Source organism: Salinibacillus aidingensis (genome assembly GCF_055393355.1).
In genome coordinates, this window is record NZ_AP043759.1 from 2,617,341 (window position 1) to 2,637,542 (window position 20,202).

General features: G+C 43.6%; 18 protein-coding genes. All 18 read right to left on the minus strand.

Features of this window, described 5'->3' with window-relative positions:
• Positions 1-2: 2 nt before the first annotated feature.
• Entirely contained in the window at positions 3-836 is an 834-nt protein-coding gene (locus ACZ5OK_RS13880) for an MIP/aquaporin family protein (protein ID WP_343842330.1), read from the minus strand.
• Positions 837-1,078: 242 nt separating this feature from the next.
• On the minus strand, positions 1,079-1,624 hold the full coding sequence (locus ACZ5OK_RS13885) for a glycerol-3-phosphate responsive antiterminator (protein ID WP_343842327.1): 546 nt from the start codon (positions 1,622-1,624) through the stop codon (positions 1,079-1,081).
• 108 nt (positions 1,625-1,732) lie between these two features.
• A complete protein-coding gene (gene dhaM / locus ACZ5OK_RS13890) occupies positions 1,733-2,116 on the minus strand; it encodes a dihydroxyacetone kinase phosphoryl donor subunit DhaM (RefSeq protein WP_343842325.1) in 384 nt (127 codons plus the stop codon).
• A 6-nt stretch (positions 2,117-2,122) separates the two neighbouring features.
• Positions 2,123-2,743 carry a dihydroxyacetone kinase subunit DhaL gene (gene dhaL, locus ACZ5OK_RS13895; protein ID WP_343842323.1) on the minus strand — a complete coding sequence of 207 codons (621 nt, stop codon included), beginning with the start codon at positions 2,741-2,743 and terminating at the stop codon, positions 2,123-2,125.
• A 15-nt stretch (positions 2,744-2,758) separates the two neighbouring features.
• Positions 2,759-3,754, minus strand: a complete 996-nt coding sequence (gene dhaK / locus ACZ5OK_RS13900) for a dihydroxyacetone kinase subunit DhaK (protein WP_343842321.1) — start codon at positions 3,752-3,754, stop codon at positions 2,759-2,761.
• A 462-nt stretch (positions 3,755-4,216) separates the two neighbouring features.
• Positions 4,217-4,753, minus strand: a complete 537-nt coding sequence (locus ACZ5OK_RS13905; protein ID WP_343842318.1) for an acyltransferase — start codon at positions 4,751-4,753, stop codon at positions 4,217-4,219.
• A gap of 4 nt (positions 4,754-4,757) precedes the next feature.
• Positions 4,758-5,396, minus strand: coding sequence for a pyrophosphatase PpaX (gene ppaX / locus ACZ5OK_RS13910; protein ID WP_343842315.1), 639 nt, complete (start codon positions 5,394-5,396; stop codon positions 4,758-4,760).
• Positions 5,371-6,330: a nucleoside recognition domain-containing protein gene (locus tag ACZ5OK_RS13915; RefSeq protein ID WP_343842312.1), complete on the minus strand. Its 960-nt coding sequence runs from the start codon at positions 6,328-6,330 to the stop codon at positions 5,371-5,373. Before ACZ5OK_RS13915 ends, ppaX begins: the two co-directional genes overlap by 26 nt.
• 11 nt (positions 6,331-6,341) lie before the next feature.
• A complete protein-coding gene (gene lgt, locus ACZ5OK_RS13920) occupies positions 6,342-7,181 on the minus strand; it encodes a prolipoprotein diacylglyceryl transferase (protein ID WP_343842311.1) in 840 nt (279 codons plus the stop codon).
• Positions 7,182-7,193: 12 nt separating this feature from the next.
• Positions 7,194-8,132: an HPr(Ser) kinase/phosphatase gene (gene hprK / locus ACZ5OK_RS13925; protein ID WP_343842308.1), complete on the minus strand. Its 939-nt coding sequence runs from the start codon at positions 8,130-8,132 to the stop codon at positions 7,194-7,196.
• A 148-nt stretch (positions 8,133-8,280) separates the two neighbouring features.
• Positions 8,281-8,640, minus strand: coding sequence for a phage holin family protein (locus ACZ5OK_RS13930; RefSeq protein ID WP_343842306.1), 360 nt, complete (start codon positions 8,638-8,640; stop codon positions 8,281-8,283).
• 26 nt (positions 8,641-8,666) lie between these two features.
• Entirely contained in the window at positions 8,667-9,776 is a 1,110-nt protein-coding gene (locus ACZ5OK_RS13935) for a DUF4097 family beta strand repeat-containing protein (protein WP_464758204.1), read from the minus strand.
• Positions 9,777-9,952: 176 nt separating this feature from the next.
• Positions 9,953-10,621 carry a bacillithiol biosynthesis deacetylase BshB2 gene (gene bshB2, locus ACZ5OK_RS13940; RefSeq protein ID WP_343842300.1) on the minus strand — a complete coding sequence of 223 codons (669 nt, stop codon included), beginning with the start codon at positions 10,619-10,621 and terminating at the stop codon, positions 9,953-9,955.
• A 23-nt stretch (positions 10,622-10,644) separates the two neighbouring features.
• On the minus strand, positions 10,645-10,998 hold the full coding sequence (locus ACZ5OK_RS13945) for a YojF family protein (RefSeq protein ID WP_343842297.1): 354 nt from the start codon (positions 10,996-10,998) through the stop codon (positions 10,645-10,647).
• Positions 10,999-11,037: 39 nt separating this feature from the next.
• Positions 11,038-13,908 carry an excinuclease ABC subunit UvrA gene (uvrA, locus tag ACZ5OK_RS13950; RefSeq protein ID WP_343842295.1) on the minus strand — a complete coding sequence of 957 codons (2,871 nt, stop codon included), beginning with the start codon at positions 13,906-13,908 and terminating at the stop codon, positions 11,038-11,040.
• A 7-nt stretch (positions 13,909-13,915) separates the two neighbouring features.
• The gene (gene uvrB, locus ACZ5OK_RS13955; RefSeq protein WP_343842293.1) at positions 13,916-15,895 is read right to left on the minus strand and encodes an excinuclease ABC subunit UvrB; all 1,980 of its coding nucleotides are present in this window, start codon (positions 15,893-15,895) and stop codon (positions 13,916-13,918) included.
• Between the two features lie 455 nt (positions 15,896-16,350).
• Positions 16,351-18,363 carry a LuxR C-terminal-related transcriptional regulator gene (locus ACZ5OK_RS13960; protein ID WP_343842290.1) on the minus strand — a complete coding sequence of 671 codons (2,013 nt, stop codon included), beginning with the start codon at positions 18,361-18,363 and terminating at the stop codon, positions 16,351-16,353.
• A gap of 107 nt (positions 18,364-18,470) precedes the next feature.
• The gene (locus tag ACZ5OK_RS13965) at positions 18,471-20,150 is read right to left on the minus strand and encodes a glycoside hydrolase family 13 protein (protein ID WP_343842288.1); all 1,680 of its coding nucleotides are present in this window, start codon (positions 20,148-20,150) and stop codon (positions 18,471-18,473) included.
• Between the last annotated feature and the right edge of the window lie 52 nt (positions 20,151-20,202).

Sequence of the window (20,202 nt, forward strand, 5' to 3'; positions counted from 1 at the left end):
CCTTATAATGATTGTGAAGCTTTATGATCAACTGGAGCTTCATTGGCTTTTTTCAGTTCTGTTCCCGCTGCCGCTATTAATACCACAGCTACAATAGCACTTACTGCCCAAAATGCTCCAGAATACTCACCTGTAAAGATCGCTGCATAGAACAATGCACCGTAAATACCACCTAATGCCGGACCTAATACTGGTACCCATGCATATCCCCAGTCAGAACTTCCTTTACCTGGTATGGGTAATACAGTGTGTGCAATTCTTGGCCCTAAGTCACGAGCCGGGTTAATGGCATAGCCGGTAGGTCCCCCTAGAGACATACCAATCGCAACAATGAGTAAACCGACAACTAATGGATTTAAGCCTTCTGTGAATTCGTTAGCTCCGATGAAAAGTAATCCCATAACAAGAACAAATGTACCAATCAGCTCTGTAACAAAGTTTGATAACGGACTGCGAACCGCTGGATCCGTTGAGAAGACAGCTAACTTCAGGCCTGCTTCTGATGTTTCTCTCCAATGGGGTAAATAAGCGAAGAATACGATAATGCCTCCAATGAATGCACCTATGATTTGTGCTGAGATATACATTGGTACCTTTTCCCAAGGGAAATCTCCAATCGATGCAAATCCTAACGTAACAGCTGGATTAATATGTGCGCCTGATACACTTCCGACGGCAAAAACGGCTAAAGCAACTGCAAGTCCCCAGCCAAGTGTGATAAGCACCCAGCCGCCGCCTTCCCCTTTTGATTTATTAAGTACGTTACTGGCAACAACGCCACCACCAAAGATGATCAGGATCATGGTTCCAATAACTTCTGCAAGAAATTCAGACATCTCCAACACTCCCCGATATACTATTTTATAAAACCAGATTCAACAAGTTTTTAGCACGTGCTGTGATAGAACAATAAAAAAACCACACCTTTCCTGCATACTTCTTTCGTAAAAGATAGTACGGTAAAAGTGTGGCTCTCATTATCTCCATCACGATCATTAACTTGTTATCTATCATATTACACGAATATGAAAACGCTGTCAATAAGTATTTTCATAATTTATTCAGATTTAATAGTTTTTTATTTCCAAAGCTCATAGTTGGAGGTTGTCACAGCTGCAGCACCGCTCTCCAATGCATCATCAATATCCTGCTTTGACCGAATCAATCCGCCTGCAATAACAGGAATACCTGTTTTTTTATAAACCTCTTTGATGATTTTAGGAATAATTCCAGGTAAAACTTCGATATAATCCGGCTGGACCCGATTACAGATTTTCAGATTATGTTCCAGTGCGTGGCTGTCGAGAACAAATAATCGCTGAATGGCAAAGATGCGATGCTTTTTGGCTAATGTAATAACATTTCCTCTCGTTGAAATAATCCCATCGACTTTAATGTTGTTAATTAGAAACTCGATTCCGTATTCATCTGCCTTCAGTCCCTGAACAAGGTCAGCATGAATAAATACCTTTTTTTCTCGCTGATGCGCATATTTGACCAATCCTGACAATTGTGAAAGCCTTGTTTCAAGTAACACAAGAATTTCATGGTCACTTTCCAACATTCGTTCAAAATCTTTATTATTCCGAAGTGCAGGAACAATTTTGCTATTAAAATCCCCCAAAAGGACACTCCCCTCTTTTTAGTACTTCTGCTTTTACAATAATACTCTATATAAAAGAATCCCTCCATAGAGAGCAATCTATACATCTCTGGAGGGAACCTCTTTATGTCATTCCATTTCTTCTAAGACGCTTTGAGCAGCCTTTTCAACTTCCTCTAATGTTTTTCCCATTCCTGATTCCACCGCAGCAACGTAAGATCCTTCCAGCAGTGGTGCTTTCACGACTTTCACCTGATCGTAATCCGCCATTTCAACCGCTAATTCCGCATTCATCATGGCACTCCCCAAATCGAAAAAGAGGAGTACACCCTTTTCACTGTAGGCATTTTCAATGGCCTGTTGAATTTTTTCCACATTGGTACCAATGGAATCATCATCCGTACCCCCGGCGGGTTCAACAGGTACATCCGGAACCATTTGCCGGATAATATCTTTAATTCCTTCTACAACTTTTGGGCTGTGTGAAATCAGTACAATTCCTACATATGACATGATGAGTTAAGCTCCTTCGTCCAGCACTTCCGCAAGTGCCGAGAAAATGTAATAGGATGAGACAGAACCAGGGTCTAAATGACCGATGGAACGTTCTTTTAAGTAGGCAGCACGACCTTTTTTCGCTTCGATGTCTTTGGTTGCTTCCATTGCTTTTCTTGCTGTGGAAGCAAGTTCTTCTGCTTCAAGGTCTTCCTGATTCTGTAACAACTCTGCAACGGGCTCCCATACATCAAGCATGGTTTTTTCACCCTGATTTGCTTTTCCCCGCTGCTTCACACCATTAACTGCCTCCTCTACTGCAGTCCTGAACCGGGGAAAATCAACGCTCTCTGTTCCTTTTACAGCAGTAGACATTTTCAGAAAAGCCGTACCATATAACGGGCCTGATGCTCCGCCTACTTTTGACAAAAGAGTCATGGATACGTCTTTAAGAATATCAGAAACATTGGTATAGTCAGATTCCGTAACTTTATTTACGACCTCCTGAAATCCCCGGGCCATATTAAGCCCATGGTCCCCATCACCGATTGCCTGATCAAGGGACGTTAAGTATTCTTTATTGGATTGTATTTTTTCGTTGGCTTTTTCCATCCAGGTTATCACGTGTTTGACTTGTAATTCCATATGGTTCCCCCCATTTTAGCGACGAAATGCCGGAGCCTTGGAATCTGCTTCTAAAAGTTTCTTTAACTCCTGATCCACTTTAAGAAGGGTTACAGAGCACCCCGCCATTTCTAACGATGTCATATACTCTCCGACAAATGAGTCATAGATTTTAATTCCTTTATCGGAAAGCAGCTCATTTACTTTCCTGTTCACAATATATAGTTCCATTTCAGGGGTTGCGCCGAGACCATTCACCATCACAGCGATTTCTTCACCGCCTGTAAGATTCATATCATCTAATACTTTTTCTGTTAGCTCGGTTGCAATATCATCAGCACTTGTGATTTTTTTGCGCTCAATTCCCGGCTCTCCGTGGATACCAATACCCACTTCCATTTCGTCTTCCTCTAAGACAAAGCTCGGTTCACCGGCAGCAGGAACGGTACATGGGGTCAGGGCCATTCCTATTGAGCGGACGTTTGCAACCACTTTATCGGCCACAGCCTTTACTTCATCTAAAGAAGCACCCTGAGCAGCCTTAGCTCCTGCGATCTTATGAACAAAAATTGTACCGGCAATTCCCCGGCGTCCTGTCGTAAATGAACTATCCTCAACAGCTACATCATCATTTACAACGACCTGCTGGACTTTAATTCCTTCTGCTTCAGCCATTTCAGCTGCCATCTCAAAGTTCATTACATCGCCTGTATAGTTTTTAATAACCAAAAATACACCTGATCCACCGTCAACGGCTTTAATCGCTTCAAATACCTGATCCGGAGTAGGGGAAGTAAAAACCTCACCGGCAACCGCAGCATCCAGCATCCCTTCGCCTACATAGCCGGCGTGTGCGGGTTCGTGACCGCTTCCTCCTCCACTCACAAGGCCCACTTTATTTGATACAGGGGCATCTTTTCGTGCAATAACGGTTGTACCTGGTAATTGCTTAACATCATCGGGATGTGCAGCAACAAATCCTTGCAGCATTTCTTCAACAACTTTGTTAGGGTCATTCACAATCTTTTTCATAGAAAATATCCTCCTCAAGGATTTTGAATGCTCACACCAGCATTCAAATCATTAGATTCTATAACCCTGCCGCGTACTTTTATTCTATTATATAAATGTGAGAAATACTAGAATTTTTGCTCAATTTTCCTTGACATTCTATTAAAGTTTTATCACGTATTAACTGGCCGTAATACCCTCACTTCAAGTTTTGAGGGTAACCCAATAAGACTAAGTGGGGGATAAACGGCCAGTAAAAACCTGATAAGTTCAACTAACCATCCGTGGGGGATGGAGAAAACCCCCACGGATGGAAGTTTCACTTTATGAACGACTGGTTGCAGGTCGAATTGAACTATAAGTCATGCTATATACTCAAGACGTATCAAACCTGAATGTTATGGCCTCCCTGGAATCCCATAAACGATCCTCGAAATAAAAAACGCAGGCCCTATGAACCATTCCGTTCATAAAACCAGCGTTTTAAACCTCTTTATGAGAAAAATAGGTATCCTGTTTTCTCCGTTCATCCATTTCCTCTTTTGTATAAATCAGCTGCATCGGATTACCGCCTACAAAGCTCCCGGCAGGTACATCCTTGTGGACAACGGTACCTGCGGAAACAATGGCATGATCACCGATTTTGACTCCGGGAAGTATGGTGGAATTGGCTCCGATCATCACTTCATCTCCAATTTCCACTTTACCGAGACGATATTCCTTTATTAAATATTCGTGGGCTAGAATCGTTGTGTTGTAGCCAATGACCGTGTTTCGGCCCACGGAAATTTTTTCGGGAAACATCACATCAAGCATGACCATTAAGGCAAAGGAGGTCTGTTTCCCCACATTCATCCTCAGAAACTTTCGATACATCCAATTTTTCATGGATAAAAAAGGCGTATACCGTGCCAGTTGAATGACAATGAAATTTTTGACGACCTTCCAGAACGGTACAGTCTTATAAACATGCCACAAGGAATTCGCTCCCTCGACACGGTATCGGTCTGTTCTTCTCACATCATCACTTCCCTGCAATCGTTAGCAAATCCTGCATATTATCAAGCATATAATCCGGATTCAGGGACTCTAAGGTTTCTCTTCCCTTAATCGTCCACGCAACACCGGCAGTCTTCACACCCGCATTTTGTCCGGCAAGGATATCATGGGTATTATCTCCCACCATAATGGCTTCGTCAGCTTTTGCATCCAAAGCTGATAAAGCCTGATAAATCGGTTCGGGATGAGGTTTTTCGTGCCGGACATCATCCAGTCCGATCAGAACATCAAAGTAAGCGGCCAGTTCTGTAACCTTTAGTCCTCTTTTGGCGGTATCCCCAACTTTTGTTGTGACAATTCCGAGCTTATAGCCATCCTCTTTCAGTTTCTGAATCGTTTCAGGCACGCCATCATAGGCAACCACAAAGGAATCATGATGCTCCAAATTATGTTTTCGATAGGTCTCTACCATTTCATCCACTTTGTCCGGCATAACCTGACCAAAGCTATCCCATAAGGAAGGGCCGATAAAATCGTATACGTCCTCTCTCTTATACTTACCAGGAACATACTGCTCAAGTGTATGCAGAAAAGAAGAGATAATCAGTTCATTTGTATCAATTAAGGTGCCATCCAGATCAAACAGAAGTGTACGTATGCTCATGTGCTGTCGTATCCTTTCTCTTATGAAGTTCCATGCGATTCCAGATTAAGCCAATTGTTGCGGTAAGAATGATAGCCGTTATCAGCCTGATGAGCAGTAATGGCCAAAGTGGAATCCCAAGTGGTGCAAAGACAAGTGTATCCTCTACAACTGCGTGACAGGATACAAGGAATATTAAAACCAGAGTCATATCCTTTTTCGAAATTCCCTCTTCCTGAACAGCCTGAAACATAAGGCCGGCACCATAGGCTAAACCAATCGTCAGACCTGTAACAAGGGTCATCGATGCATTGCGCTCAACTCCTAATATTTTCGTGAAAGGAGCCAGCCAGTTGGACATAACGGTGAAGTAGCCTTTTTCCTTTAACCACTGCATAACCACCATTAATGGAATGACAATAGCTGCTAATTGAAGAATCGCAATAACGGCGGTTTCCAGACCTAAATAGAGAATTCCACCCCAGGTTTCCGGTTCAGGACCGGATGAAATAAGCCCATACTGAGCCATTTCCTGTCCGCCGCTCCAGAACAGGTTGATGATGACCGCCGAGATGACCGCAAGTCCGATTCGAATGCCTGAAATCAGCCACCAACTTACGCCAACTTTGGAAGCTATGGACGATTCAATCAATAAGTTATGAGAAAATGATAGCATAATGGCCATTATAAATACTTCTTTTACCGTAAAATCAAAGGTGATAATCGCACCAATACCGGCGTAAAGGTTAGAAAAATTCCCCAGTACCAGTGGAACTGCAGCTTCGCCAGGAAGTCCCAGCAGCTTCATCAGAGGTTCCAGCCAGTCGATAATGATTGGAAAAAAAGGCGTATGGCCAATAATGGTAATGATTAACGTGACAGGAAATATAATTTTTCCGAGCATCCACGTTAACGAAAGTCCACTTTTAAGTCCACGCTGTAAAATTCCTGACACAACATAACCTCCTATTTTTTAGATGGTAATTGCCCATTGTAATGTACATTTGCATAGCCTTTTTTACGACGAAAGTACATTAGCGCCACACTGGCGGCAATCAGTAATACCGAGATGAGCCGAGCTACACGAATATCTGTTCCCATTAGATATAAACTATCTGTTCGTAATCCCTCGATAAAGAATCGCCCAAAGGAATACCAGATTAGATAGCTGAAAAATAGTTCTCCGCGTCTTGGATTAACCTTACGTAAATAAAGCAGCAGAATGAGTCCTAAGATGTTCCAGACAGATTCATATAAAAAAGTAGGCTGATACATGACACCCTCAATAATCATTTGATTGGTAATAAAATCGGGAATGTACTGAATGAAATTGTTATAGGCGTCTTCAGTCACAGGACCTCCGTGAGCCTCCTGGTTCATAAAATTACCCCAGCGGCCAATCGCCTGACCTAACAAAAGACTTGGTGCGGCGATATCTGCCAGCATCCAAAAGGATATTCCTTTCACTTTGGCAAATAGCCAGGCGGTTAAAACAGAACCAATCAGGGCTCCATGAATGGCAATACCACCTTCCCAGACAGCAAAAACTTTCCACCATGGCGCGCCGGCATAGCGATCCCATTCAAAGATGACGTAATAGATTCTCGCAAACAGGATCGCTGCAGGAATCGCAAATATAAGTAAATCAACAAAAATGTCTTCCTTAAGACCCAGTCGTTTTGCCTCCCGGGTTGCCAGCCACAAACCAAGTGCAGCACCGGTAGCGATGATCACGCCATACCAGTAAATAGGGACAGGTCCTAGTTCAATAAAGACTCGGTCATAGGGTTGTATGTTGAAAAACATGATTTCCTCTCCTTATTTTTCGTATTTATCATCATCAGAATCAATCATCTGCGTAAGACGTTGAGTAAAATCTCTGGCAGCATTAATCCCCATTCGTTTCAGGCGGAAGTTCATCGCTGCTACCTCAATAATAACAGCTAAGTTCCGTCCAGGCCGGACAGGAATCGTTGCCTGTGGCAGTTCAACATCCATAATTTTCATCGTTTCTTCATCCAAACCAAGTCTATCATACTGTTTATCTTTATCCCACAATTCGAGGTTGATCACGAGAGTTATTCTCTTATGGCTGCGCACTGCACCGGCACCAAACAGCGTCATCACATCGATAATCCCCAGACCGCGAATTTCCAGTAAATGTTCAATAAGTGGCGGGGAATTTCCGATAAGAGTATCAAGATCCTCCTGGCGTATCTCCACACTATCATCCGCAACCAGGCGATGCCCTCTTTTAACTAACTCTAATGCCGTTTCGCTTTTCCCCACCCCGCTTTGACCGGTGATGAGAACACCAACCCCGTAAATATCCACAAGCACCCCATGAATAGCGGTGAAAGGGGCAAATTTTGATTCCAGGTAATTCGTCATTCGACTAATCACACTGGTCGTTTTAAGCGGGGATCTCATAATAGGAACTCCTGCATTTTGTCCCGCTTCAATCAGCTCCTGTGGCACGTCCATTGCCCGTGAAATGATAATCCCGGGAGTTACGTCTGTACAAAGCCTCATCACCCGATCCTGCCTCATATCATCAGATAATTCACTGAAAAAAGAAATTTCGGTTTTTCCTAATAACTGAATACGTTCAGCGGCATAATGCTTAAAATAGCCTGCCATTTCCAGTCCGGGCCTTGAAATATCACTTTTTACAATCTCCCGGTGAATGCCATTTTTACCTGCAACCAGTTCAAGATTAAACCGTTCTATAATATCTTTCGTGCGTACTTTAGCCATATGTATTTTTCCTCCTACATGCGTTCCATTGCTGCTCCTTATTTTAGCACGATTTATCGTTTATTTTACACTAAAGCTTTTGGTTTCACAAAAAGATCAGGAAGTTTAACCAGCTGGTGATTCTATTCCCTTATGAGGAGGAGCAGGCTTATTTTTTAAACGCATCTACGACCAGCTTTTGCAGCAATACATTCAGCACAGATAATACAATTGCAGCCAGGATTGCGGTTCCAAAACCTTCGATGATAAAGGCATCCCCGATAATCGCCTGGGTGATCATCAGTGTGATGGCATTAATCACAAACAGGAAAAGCCCCAGGGAAAAAATTGTGATTGGCAGAGTGAAGAAAACTAAAACAGGTTTAACAATGACGTTTAGCAGAGACAGAATCAGGCTTGCAAGAATAGCCGTTACAAAATCCGTTACAATCATGCCATCAAATAATTGCGCAGCCGCCAGTATGGCCACGGCGTTTAACACAATGGATAACGCCCAGTTTTTAATCATAGGTTTTCCTCCTTCCAAGCTTTTACTTAGTCAAGTGGACTTACCTTCACTGTACCCGTTTTGGATTCGGCTTCTAAATACAGTACAGGCTCATGTCCATTGGTCTGGAAATGCATGGATTTCTTCAGCACTTCCTTTTCACTTTTGAGCATAGTGTGGCCGGGTAAATAGCATTGAACGTTTCCGACACTGGATGAAAGCTCTCCATCCACGGATTGATCGGAAGGGACAAACAAGGATATGGAGCCTGTGGTCGACTTAAAGTATCCACTTTTCGCTTTCTCTCCTCGTAAATAGCCTTTAATACTGCCATTAATCACCTGGGACTCAACTTCCTCCCACTCGCCATCTACAAAGATCGATCCGTTTAAGGTTTCAATTTCACATTGGTTCCCTTTTACATTGTCAAGGCGGATGTTGCTGTTGACCGATTCCACCTCCCACTTTTCACCTGTCATATTACTTAATTCAATTTTTCCGTTTGAGGTTTTCACTTTCAGGTTCGGAACCTTCATATCCTGCACGTTAACGGAACCATTAAAGACTTTTATGGAAGATGCTTCATACATATGCTCCGGAATCCATATTCGAAAATCTGCTTTTATTCTTTTTGCATCAAGGTTAACCTTCAGTTGCCCGGTATCGATATCCACTGACATTTCCTTCAGCAGCATTTCCTTCGCCTGTTTTTCATCGTTTGCTTTGTACACTTTGGCCTTACATTCCAGTCGAATATCCTTCTCATCCCACGACTTAACCTCTATGCCTCCGTTTTCAACATCTATTTCAAATGATGAAACAGAGGTATCCTGGTACTGAAAAATGTGCGAAACCTGCTTATGAGGCCCAAAGTTAAAATCAATATCTGCTTTTTTTATTTTTTCAACGGTGGCATCAATAAAGTCAAATATCTTCTCTTTCGTCGAGGCCTGTCTGGATGTTTCATTCCTCTCCCGGTGCTGATTTTCCTGATCCTCATGAACAACAGTTGAAGGAAACTGCGGTTTACTGCTTTCTTCCTTTTCCTTTGCCTGTTCAGCATCATCAAGTGCCTGCAGAAGCTCATTTGCTTCATCTGCGGACAGTTTCCCTTCTTCAATCAGCTTTAAAATCCGTTTTCGCTCCTGTTCCATCATGATTCTCCTTCCTGAATCGCTTCTTCTCTTAAAGTACTAAAGTGTCAGTGGAAACACAAGAGTTATTTGAATCATCTGAATGGGAGCCGGACGTGGCCACTCCTGATTTTTTATCCATAAATCCGTAATTTTATAATTTCCTACAGCAATAAAAAATCAGCGTACGCATACGCTGATTAGTTATTAAATGTCCATTTATAAAATTCCTCTTGCTTAAATCGTTCTAATACGTCCTCATATTGCCCTTTAAAGTCAGGGCTCTGCTTTATTTTCTGGAACATGCCTTCAAACTGGGAGCGGTGCGCCTGAATGGCCGAGAGTTTTATATCGAATTCGTCCGCGACATTGTTTACAATTTGCGGACGGCCTAGCTTTTCATAGCGTCTGTTGGTAATCGCCTGAGCCCAGACTTCCGGACGCTCCTCAGGATTGATCCGCTTTACAGCTTCAATTGCTGCGGCACCCATGGCATCATGATCAGGATGGACCGCTTCCCCAGGATAATGGGTAATCACAAGGGTAGGCTTTAGTTCATCCAAATAACTCTTCAGATGCTCGGCCATCTCATCCCTTGATTCAAATTCAATCGTTTTGTCACGATACCCCAGCATTTTTACATCAACATCCAGAATTTCACAGGCATCAAGCAGCTCTTTTTTTCGAATATCTGGAAGGGTTTCCCGGTTGGCAAAAAAGGGATTCCCCATATTTCTGCCCATTTCTCCAAGCGTTCCACACAGATAAGTGACCGGAACCCCTTCTTTCCGAAATTGTGTCATAGTTCCTGAACTTCCAAATGACTCATCATCTGGATGCGGATAAATGACAACCACATGTTTATGCACGACTAAATTCCCCTCTCTTTTCATTAATACCGAAATGGATTTTTGCTAATCTGAAGGGCTACCATTAACCGTCCCTCTGCGTCATGGCCTGCCAGCAGCAATTCTCCATTTTCATTCCATTCCCAATCGGTAAGACCTTCTGCGTAAATCCAGCCTTTTTCCAGCTTCAGGCCGACACGAAATGCATCCTCTGCATCCACAATTTTGGCCTGTGTATATTGAACCTGTGTATTACGGACATAAGCACCAACGTTATGGGCGTTACGGTCAAAATGCTTTGCGTACGCCCCATTGGTGGTTTCCACATGGATATATACATCCTGTTCAGCATACTGTTCCAGTGCTTTCTGGACTTCATCCATTTCAATTGCTTTCATCAAAAAATCTCCTCTCTTCACCTATAATCACATGCTCCTCTATGAAGTGGCCTTTTCCTTCACCATATCCTCCATACGTTTGCGATCACGCTCCAATATGGGCTTTAAGTATTTTCCGGTATAAGAAACGTCCTCCTGGTCAGCTACCTCCTCTGGTGTTCCGGCAGCGACAATGCTACCTCCACCTTCTCCACCTTCAGGACCTAAATCGATTAAATAATCTGCAGTCTTAATGACATCCAGATTATGCTCAATGATTAACACGGTATCTCCATTCGCCACCAGACGCTGAAGAACCGTCAGCAAGCGTTTAATATCATGAACATGTAATCCGGTTGTAGGCTCATCCAGAATGTAGAGGGTTTTCCCATTGGAACGACGGTGAAGCTCACTGGCCAGCTTCATACGCTGAGCCTCCCCGCCGGATAATGTGGTTGCCGGCTGTCCAAGCTTGATATATCCCAGTCCGACATCGGCAATCGTCTGAATCTTCCGCTTGATTTTCGGAATGTTTTCGAAAAAGTCGAGCGCTTCCTCTACACGCATCTCTAAAACATCAGCAATCGTTTTTCCTTTATATTTGACCTCAAGGGTTTCACGATTGTAGCGCTTGCCATGACAAACCTCACACGGAACATACACATCTGGTAAAAAGTGCATTTCTATTTTTATGATTCCGTCTCCATGACAGGCTTCACAGCGGCCGCCTTTGACATTAAAGCTGAAACGTCCTTTCTTATACCCGCGAATCTTAGCCTCATTCGTCTGGGAAAAGACATCGCGAATATCATCGAAGACGCCTGTATACGTAGCCGGATTAGATCGGGGCGTACGTCCAATTGGAGACTGGTCAATATCAATGACTTTATCCAGGTGCTCCAGACCGTTGATTTCTTCAAATTGACCTGGCTTCACTTTACTTTTATACAGCTGCTGAGACAGGGATTTATATAAAATTTCATTGATCAGCGAGCTTTTCCCTGATCCGGAAACACCGGTCACGACATTCAAAATCCCAAGCGGAATTTGAACGTCCACATTTTTTAAATTGTTTTCCTCCGCACCTTTAATTTCAATAAAGCGGCCATCCGGAGTTCGCCGTTCATTCGGAAGCGGGATGAATTTTTTGCCGGATAAATACTGCCCGGTTAATGAACCCCGTCTTTTCATGACCTGCTTTGGCGTACCGCTGGCGACAAGCTCCCCGCCATGAGAGCCTGCTCCAGGTCCAATGTCCACTATATAATCAGCAGCCAGCATCGTGTCCTCATCATGCTCGACGACAATTAACGTATTATCCAAATCACGCATCTGCTGCAGTGTGGAAATCAACCGGTTGTTGTCCCGCTGATGCAAGCCTATTGATGGCTCATCCAGTACATACAGCACTCCGGTTAAAGCCGAACCGATTTGAGTCGCAAGCCGGATCCGCTGAGCTTCCCCTCCTGAGAGTGTGCCTGCTGAACGGGATAAGGTCAGATACTCCAGACCGACATTTTGTAAAAAGGTGAGACGATCGGAAATTTCCTTTAAAATCATGCGGGCAATCTGCTCTTCTTTTTCAGATAAATGGAGGGTCTGGAAAAACTCACGGGCTTCTGCAATCGAATAATCCGTCACAAAGCTGATATGTTTTCCATCGATTTTAACGGATAAAGCCTCTTCGCTGAGACGATATCCCTGACAGGTTGGACAGGCTTTATGAACCATATATTTTTCCATTTGTTCCCTGACCCAATCCGAAGTGGACTCTCTGTAGCGTCTTTCCACATTCCGTATGACACCTTCAAAATAAACGTGATTATCCCGGACGTGGCCACGGTCATTCGTATAGTGGAAATGAATACGTTCTTTTCCGCTTCCATATAAAATCTTATTCATTTGATCTTCCGGAATATCCTTCACAGGCACATCCATCGGAATATCATAATGCTCACATACACTCTTCAGGAGCTGCGGGTAATATTGATACCTTGTTGGCTCCCATGGGGCAATGGCGTGTTCATTTAGAGACAGGTTCCTGTCCGGAATGACCAGATCAACGTCCACCTCCAGATTCGTCCCCAGTCCATCACAGGTAGGGCAGGCACCAAACGGACTGTTAAAGGAAAACATCCTAGGCTCCAGCTCATCAATGGAAAAACCGCAAATAGGACAGGCATGCTTCTCACTGAACAGCAGTTCCTCATCACCAATGATATCAATGATAACCTTTCCGTCCCCATGTTTCAGAGCGGTTTCTACCGAGTCACTCAAGCGGGATTCGGCCCCTTCCTTTACAATGACGCGGTCAATCACCACCTCAATGGAATGTTTTTTATTTTTATCAAGGTTCAGTTCATCTGTGACCTCGTACATTTCCCCATCTACACGAATCCGCACGAAGCCTTCCTTTTGTAAGTTCTCAATGACCTGTTCATGTTCCCCTTTTCGGCCGGAAACCACCGGTGCTAAAATCTGCATCTTTGTCCGCTCGGGATATTCCATAATCCGGTCCACCATTTGCTCTACGGTCTGTGAGGTAATCTCAATCCCGTGCTTCGGACAATACGGTTGTCCTACTCGGGCATAAAGCAAACGCAAATAATCATAAATTTCAGTTACGGTTCCTACGGTTGAGCGGGGATTTCGGCTGGTTGTTTTCTGATCAATGGATATGGCTGGTGAAAGACCTTCAATGGCATCCACATCAGGCTTATCCATCTGTCCTAAAAATTGTCTCGCATAGGCTGATAAAGACTCTACATATCTTCTCTGCCCTTCTGCATAAATCGTATCAAAGGCCAGAGAGGATTTTCCCGATCCGGAAAGACCGGTCATCACAACAAGCTTATTCTTAGGTATATCTACATCTATATCCTTTAAATTATGGGCTCTTGCCCCTTGTACCTTTATTGACTTCATTGCCATGTTACACTCATCCTTCCGCCTTTAACTCCAAGATAATATCTCTTAATTCTGCTGCCCGTTCGAAATCGAGATCTTTCGCTGCCTGCTTCATTTCCTTTTCCATCTGTTCGATGGTCTTCTGCTTTTCTTCCTTTGATAGGTTTGTCAGCGACTGAACCTTATCCTCTTTTTCCTCTTCTTCTGCAGCTGTTGTTGCCTTGATCACATCATGAATATCCTTTTGAATCGTCTGTGGCACAATTCCATGCTCTTCATTATAGGCAATCTGCTTTTCCCTGCGTCGATAGGTTTCATCGATAGCAATCTGCATGGAATCCGTAATTTTATCGGCATACATAATGACTTTACCCTGAGCATTCCGGGCAGCACGACCTGTTGTCTGAATCAGGGAGCGCTGTGACCTCAGGAATCCTTCCTTATCCGCATCAAGAATTGCTACCAGGGACACCTCAGGAATGTCCAGCCCTTCCCTGAGCAGGTTAATTCCGACTAATACGTCATATTTTCCGAGGCGTAAATCCCGGATCACTTCAATTCGTTCAAGGGTTTTAATCTCAGAATGGAGATAGGCAACTTTAAATCCAACATCCTTTAAGTAGTCGGTCAGATCCTCAGCCATTTTAATCGTTAAAGTTGTGACAAGTACACGTTCATTCCGCTCCGAACGCTCCTTCACTTCACCGATTAAGTCATCAATCTGTCCTTTGATTGGACGGACGTCAATTTCCGGATCCAGCAAGCCGGTTGGCCGGATAATCTGCTCGGTCATTTTCGGTGTATGCTCAAGCTCATACGGACCTGGTGTTGCGGATACAAAAATCGATTGGTTAATATGCTTTTCAAATTCCTCAAATTTTAACGGACGGTTGTCCAAAGCGGATGGCAGACGGAAACCGTGATCAACCAGCGTCTGCTTCCGGGCTCTGTCCCCATTGTACATTCCCCGTACCTGAGGAAGGGTTACGTGTGACTCATCCACAACCAGAAGAAAGTCATCCGGAAAGTAATCAAGCAATGTATAAGGTGTTGCTCCCGGTTCACGGAAGGTCAAATGCCGGGAATAGTTCTCGATTCCGGAACAGAAGCCCATTTCCCTCATCATTTCCAGATCATAGTTGGTCCGCTGCTCTAACCGCTGAGCTTCCAGAAGCTTGTTATTGGCTCTAAGCTCGGATAAGCGCTCCTCCAGCTCCTTCTCAATATTCGTAATCGCACGCTTCATTTTCTCTTCCCGGGTGACGAAGTGGGAAGCCGGGAAAATCGCCACATGCTCACGGTCCCCAATAATTTCACCGGTTAAAGCATCCACTTCCCGAATCCGATCAATTTCATCACCGAAAAATTCCACCCTCAGGCAATGCTCTTCACGGGAGGCCGGAATAATTTCGACGGAGTCTCCACGCACACGGAAGGTCCCCCGCTGGAAATCAATATCATTACGGGCATACTGAATATCAACCAGATCACGAAGCAATGCATCCCGATCCTTTTCCATACCTATACGTAAGGAAACTACCATTTCCCCATATTCCTCCGGGGAACCTAAGCCATAAATACAGGAAACACTCGACACAATAATGACATCCCGGCGTTCAAATAAAGCAGATGTCGCCGAGTGCCGCAATTTATCAATCTCATCATTAATGCTTGCATCTTTTTCAATGAAGGTATCTGTCTGCGGCACATAGGCCTCAGGCTGATAATAATCATAATAGCTCACAAAATATTCCACAGCGTTGTTGGGGAAATACTCCTTAAACTCACTGTAGAGCTGGCCTGCCAATGTTTTATTATGGGCAATTACAAGGGTAGGCTTATTCACTTCCTTAATCACGTTCGAAACTGTAAACGTCTTCCCTGTCCCCGTAGCACCAAGCAGTGTCTGATGCTTCGTGCCTTTCTGAATTCCACCCACCAGCTCTTTAATAGCAGTAGGCTGATCTCCCTGTGGACTGTATTTTGACTCCAACTGAAATTGCGTATCCAATCACCGAACCTCCATTCTCCGACAACCAATGTATAATCAAAGCCTGTTTCCCAGTACTTTGTTCCGAAATCGACGTTTCACATATTTTTTTCGTTGGCTCATCAAGTCTTCCTAAAGTATAACAAAAAACGAACAAACATTCTATTTTTTTACACTTCTTTTCTGTTCTATTAATAGGATATGTTTTTTTGCAGCGTATTGCAAAGGAAGTGGAAAGGCAATGAAGGACTATAGCCTGCAGGTTGTTCACCAAAGTTACCTTCATCCCCTGGTTGAAGGCAACCAGCCAGGGATTCTTATATTTAAATGGCCTTCATTCCCTTTATGAAGGCCATTTCCCCTATAAAATATTGCACAGATGGCCCTCACCATTGCACCTGTCTCCAACTCCAGAATCAGCAAAAACCCCGGCCACCACGCCGGGGTTTTCACTCCTATCCAATGATCATCATCTATTAATCCGATTCCTTCACATAATCCAGCAGGCGGCGAATGAGCTGGGCCCGGTTTTTCACCTCCATTTTTTTCAGTAGCTGACTGACATGCTTTTTTACTGTTATCTGACTTACGGATAATCGATTCGCAATCTCTCCGTTTGTCAGCCCCTCTACAATTAATTCAGCAACCTCGAATTCTCTTGGTGAAAAGGGAAGACTTTTTTTCGGCAGATTCAGGTTGGTCTGCCGTGCAAGGCTTGAAGCCAGTTCATCTAAATAGGAGACAAGCCGGGGCCCTCGGACATCCAGTATAAACGTAGGAGATGGGACATTAGGACCGTAATCAAAGTGGGTAGCACCTTTTACCTGCTGAAAGCCCAGCCGCTGCAGCATTTCCTGATACATTTTTAACGGTGTGGATGCGATGATGCGTCCCCCGGATAATAGCAGAGGCATAAGTCTGTACAGCAAATAGGATCGTTTCACCGGGTCTTCAGGGTTATGAACATCAATCATCCGGATAAACCAGCCGGCCACCTCATCCTCAGCCACCTTTAATTCACTCAGCTCTCCTACTGAAAGTCTATTAAAATAGCTTCTCGTAACCGGCATATTCTTTAAAGTAGGGATCGTTTTACGGTGGATGGGGATGACTATCGATATGCCAACCGTTTTTCCTTTTTCGTCCTTAAGCATTTTAAAAACATCATAGCCGAGCTGCTTCAACGTCTGAACGTCAATTAATTCATTTTCACGCTGATTGTGTTCACTCGACACCCGAAATTGATGATTCTGATCCGTACCTGGATGATAGTAATCCACTTCATAGTTGGGCGCATGCCCCTGACGCCCCTCAAAATACTCTGCAATCTCGAGAAAATTATGCCGGCTTCCGGTTTCCAGACGATAATTCGAGCCTTCAGCCAAATCAAACAAAGACGTACCTATTAAATCATCCCCTAAATGATAAATAAATTCCGAAATATAGTATTCGAGATTTTTCCGGCCCGAGCTGGAAAAGATTTTCTGCCGATAATAAGCGGCAGCCCGCTTGGATATTTCTTCAAACCGTTGGGGGTGGCGGTGTTTAAAATATTCATTCATCACCTGCCGAATGAAAGGGTCCAGAAACCAGCCATTTTTGCCCTGCCTGACAAAGGACAATGTAACCAGACGATCAAATTGTAAACTCGACACTTCCTTATTATTAATATAAGACAGACCTTCCTCATTAAAGCTGTGCAGGATGGTGGAAATCTCCAGTAAATAGCGGAACTCCGGGTCCCGTTCAACTTCTTTCAAAAATGCCTGAACCAGATATTCGATGACCTCAAACTGTTCACGGAAATTCAGCTCAGCACTTTTATCTCTTACCAAAGCCGCTGTGAATAAGGACAGAGCAAGCGGGTGCCCTTTTGTAAAATGCCATAATTTATAAATCGTCGAGGTTTGATGAAAGCCTCGACGTTTCACATATTCCTTCACTTCTTGAAAGGATAATTTTTTTAATTCTATCGTCTGAATGGACTGCTGCCAGGCTGGTGATGCCAGCCATTCACCACGGAGTGAATTCCGTCCGGCCAGGATAATTTTTACATCGTCCGGAATTTCCGTGATGACATGCTCCTGAATCCATTCTGCAATCAGATTTTCTTCATCATAATGATCAATAAATAAAAGAAAAGGCTTATTCTGCCGTTGTGTAAAGCCTGGAAAGCTCTGAGAATGATTGTTCAGGATATCCTCCAGTGATTGGGTAAATAAGTCAGGAATAGCCTTTAACCCTCTGCAATCCAGCGTAAAAAACGGAAGCTCTTCAAGGGACAGTCGATACTGAAGCATCCTGACCAGGAGGGTTTTTCCAATTCCGGCAATCCCATGGATATAAATCATTTTATACGGCGATGTTTCAGGTAAAGTCAATAATTCTTCCAATTCATTCAGTTCCTCTTCCCGTCCAATAAAAAAATCGTAATCGGATGGATGAAAGGAGGGAATTCGATTTTGCTGGTTCGAGTTTTTAAAGGCCATATGACGAAACGACCACCTTAAAATATTTAAAATATTTCGAAAACAGTATACCATATGAGATATAACGAACACCACCAAGAATATGGTGGTGTTTTGTCGATTCGGCACTATTTTCCTTTATATACTCTTGCCTCATATGGCTTTAATGTAAAAGAACCTGGATGACTTTGATCATCAGCATAATTGCCAATTAATCGTTCTTCCGGTTCAAATTCAATCTCCTCAGGAAGAGAGAAATCCACCGGTTCTTCACCGAAATTTGTAATAACCAGCAATTTTTCTCCTTCGTAATGGCGAATATAGGCGTAAATCTGCTCGTGCACCGGAAGAATTAACTCGTAATCCCCATAAACAATGATGGGTTGCTGTTTCCGAAGCTGAATTAATTGACGATAATAATGAAAAATGGAATCTGGATCAGCGGTCGCTTTCTCTGCGTTAATGTGTTTGTAGTTTGGATTTACTTTGATCCACGGTTCTCCCGTTGTAAAGCCGGCATGCTCCAGGTCGTTCCATTGAAAAGGCGTACGGGCATTATCCCGGCCCTTGGTATAAATCGATTCCATCACCTGGTCGTGGTCTGCATTTCCCTCCACCACTTTTTCCTTGTACATATTCCGAATTTCGATATCCTGATAATCTTCAATATCTTCAAAATGAACATTGGTCATTCCGATTTCTTCCCCTTGATAAATATAAGGGGTTCCCTGCAGCATATGGAGGAAGGTGGCGAGCATTTTGGCTGACTCCACACGATATTCCTGATCATTGCCAAACCGTGAAACGACACGGGGCTGATCATGATTATTTAAGTAAAGACTGTTCCATCCGGCTCCATTTAAGCCATTCTGCCATCTGGAAATGCTCGCTTTTAAGTCCCTTAAATCCAGTGGCTTTAAATCCCACTTGCCGTCCGGTCCGGAATCTAAATCCATATGCTCAAACTGAAAAACCATTTGGAGCTCATTACGCTCAAAATGGGTATATTTTTTTGCTTCTTCAACGTCAACCCCCGGCATTTCCCCAACAGTCATCACATCATAATGGGCCAGCACTTCCTCATTCATTTCCTGCAGAAACTCATGAATGCGAGGCCCATTTTTAAAGTAGCGGCTGCCGGATACATAAGGTTCTCCATTTGGGTTGGGAGCGTCCGGCAGACCAGGAACTTTGGAGATAAAGTTAATGACGTCCATGCGGAACCCGTCAACCCCTTTATCGAGCCACCATTTCATCATCTTATAAACGTCCTGTCGAAGCTCCGGATTTTCCCAGTTTAAGTCAGGCTGTTTTTTACTGAAAATATGTAAGTAATAATCGCCCGTCGCTTCGTTATATTCCCAGGCTGAGCCGCTGAAGGTCGACTTCCAGTTGTTCGGCTCCCTGCCGTCTTTCCCTTTACGCCAGATGTAATAGTCTCTGTATGGATTGTCCTTCGATTTTTTCGCCTGCTGGAACCACTCATGTTCATCGGAGGAATGATTCACAACCAAATCCATAATGAGTTTCATCCCCCGGGCGTGGATCTCATCCAGCAAACGCTCCCAGTCCTCCATCGTTCCAAAATCATCCATAATGTCATAGTAATCCGAGATGTCGTAACCATTGTCATCATTTGGGGATTTATAAACAGGAGACAGCCAAATGACGTCGATGCCCAGTTCCTTTAAATAATCCAGTTTTTCGATGATTCCCTGAATATCTCCAATTCCATCCCCATTGCTGTCATTAAAGCTTCGGGGATAAATCTGATAAACGACACTTTCCTTCCACCAGGTTTTTTCCATTTTTATTTATCCTCCTATGTAACAGTTCTTGTTGTTTACCTGTCTTATAGTA

Excerpts from the sequence above, each read along its gene's own strand:
- lgt (WP_343842311.1), bottom strand. The coding sequence starts at position 7,181 with ATGTTTTTCAACATACAACCCTATGACCGAGTCTTTATTGAACTAGGA.
- dhaK (WP_343842321.1), bottom strand. The coding sequence starts at position 3,754 with ATGAAAAAGATTGTGAATGACCCTAACAAAGTTGTTGAAGAAATGCTG.
- ACZ5OK_RS13965 (WP_343842288.1), bottom strand. The coding sequence starts at position 20,150 with ATGGAAAAAACCTGGTGGAAGGAAAGTGTCGTTTATCAGATTTATCCC.
- hprK (WP_343842308.1), bottom strand. The coding sequence starts at position 8,132 with ATGGCTAAAGTACGCACGAAAGATATTATAGAACGGTTTAATCTTGAA.
- ACZ5OK_RS13930 (WP_343842306.1), bottom strand. The coding sequence starts at position 8,640 with ATGATTAAAAACTGGGCGTTATCCATTGTGTTAAACGCCGTGGCCATA.
- dhaL (WP_343842323.1), bottom strand. The coding sequence starts at position 2,743 with ATGGAATTACAAGTCAAACACGTGATAACCTGGATGGAAAAAGCCAAC.
- ppaX (WP_343842315.1), bottom strand. The coding sequence starts at position 5,396 with ATGAGCATACGTACACTTCTGTTTGATCTGGATGGCACCTTAATTGAT.
- ACZ5OK_RS13960 (WP_343842290.1), bottom strand. The coding sequence starts at position 18,363 with ATGGCCTTTAAAAACTCGAACCAGCAAAATCGAATTCCCTCCTTTCAT.
- ACZ5OK_RS13935 (WP_464758204.1), bottom strand. The coding sequence starts at position 9,776 with ATGATGGAACAGGAGCGAAAACGGATTTTAAAGCTGATTGAAGAAGGG.
- dhaM (WP_343842325.1), bottom strand. The coding sequence starts at position 2,116 with ATGTCATATGTAGGAATTGTACTGATTTCACACAGCCCAAAAGTTGTA.
- ACZ5OK_RS13880 (WP_343842330.1), bottom strand. The coding sequence starts at position 836 with ATGTCTGAATTTCTTGCAGAAGTTATTGGAACCATGATCCTGATCATC.
- ACZ5OK_RS13945 (WP_343842297.1), bottom strand. The coding sequence starts at position 10,998 with ATGAAAGCAATTGAAATGGATGAAGTCCAGAAAGCACTGGAACAGTAT.
- uvrA (WP_343842295.1), bottom strand. The coding sequence starts at position 13,908 with ATGGCAATGAAGTCAATAAAGGTACAAGGGGCAAGAGCCCATAATTTA.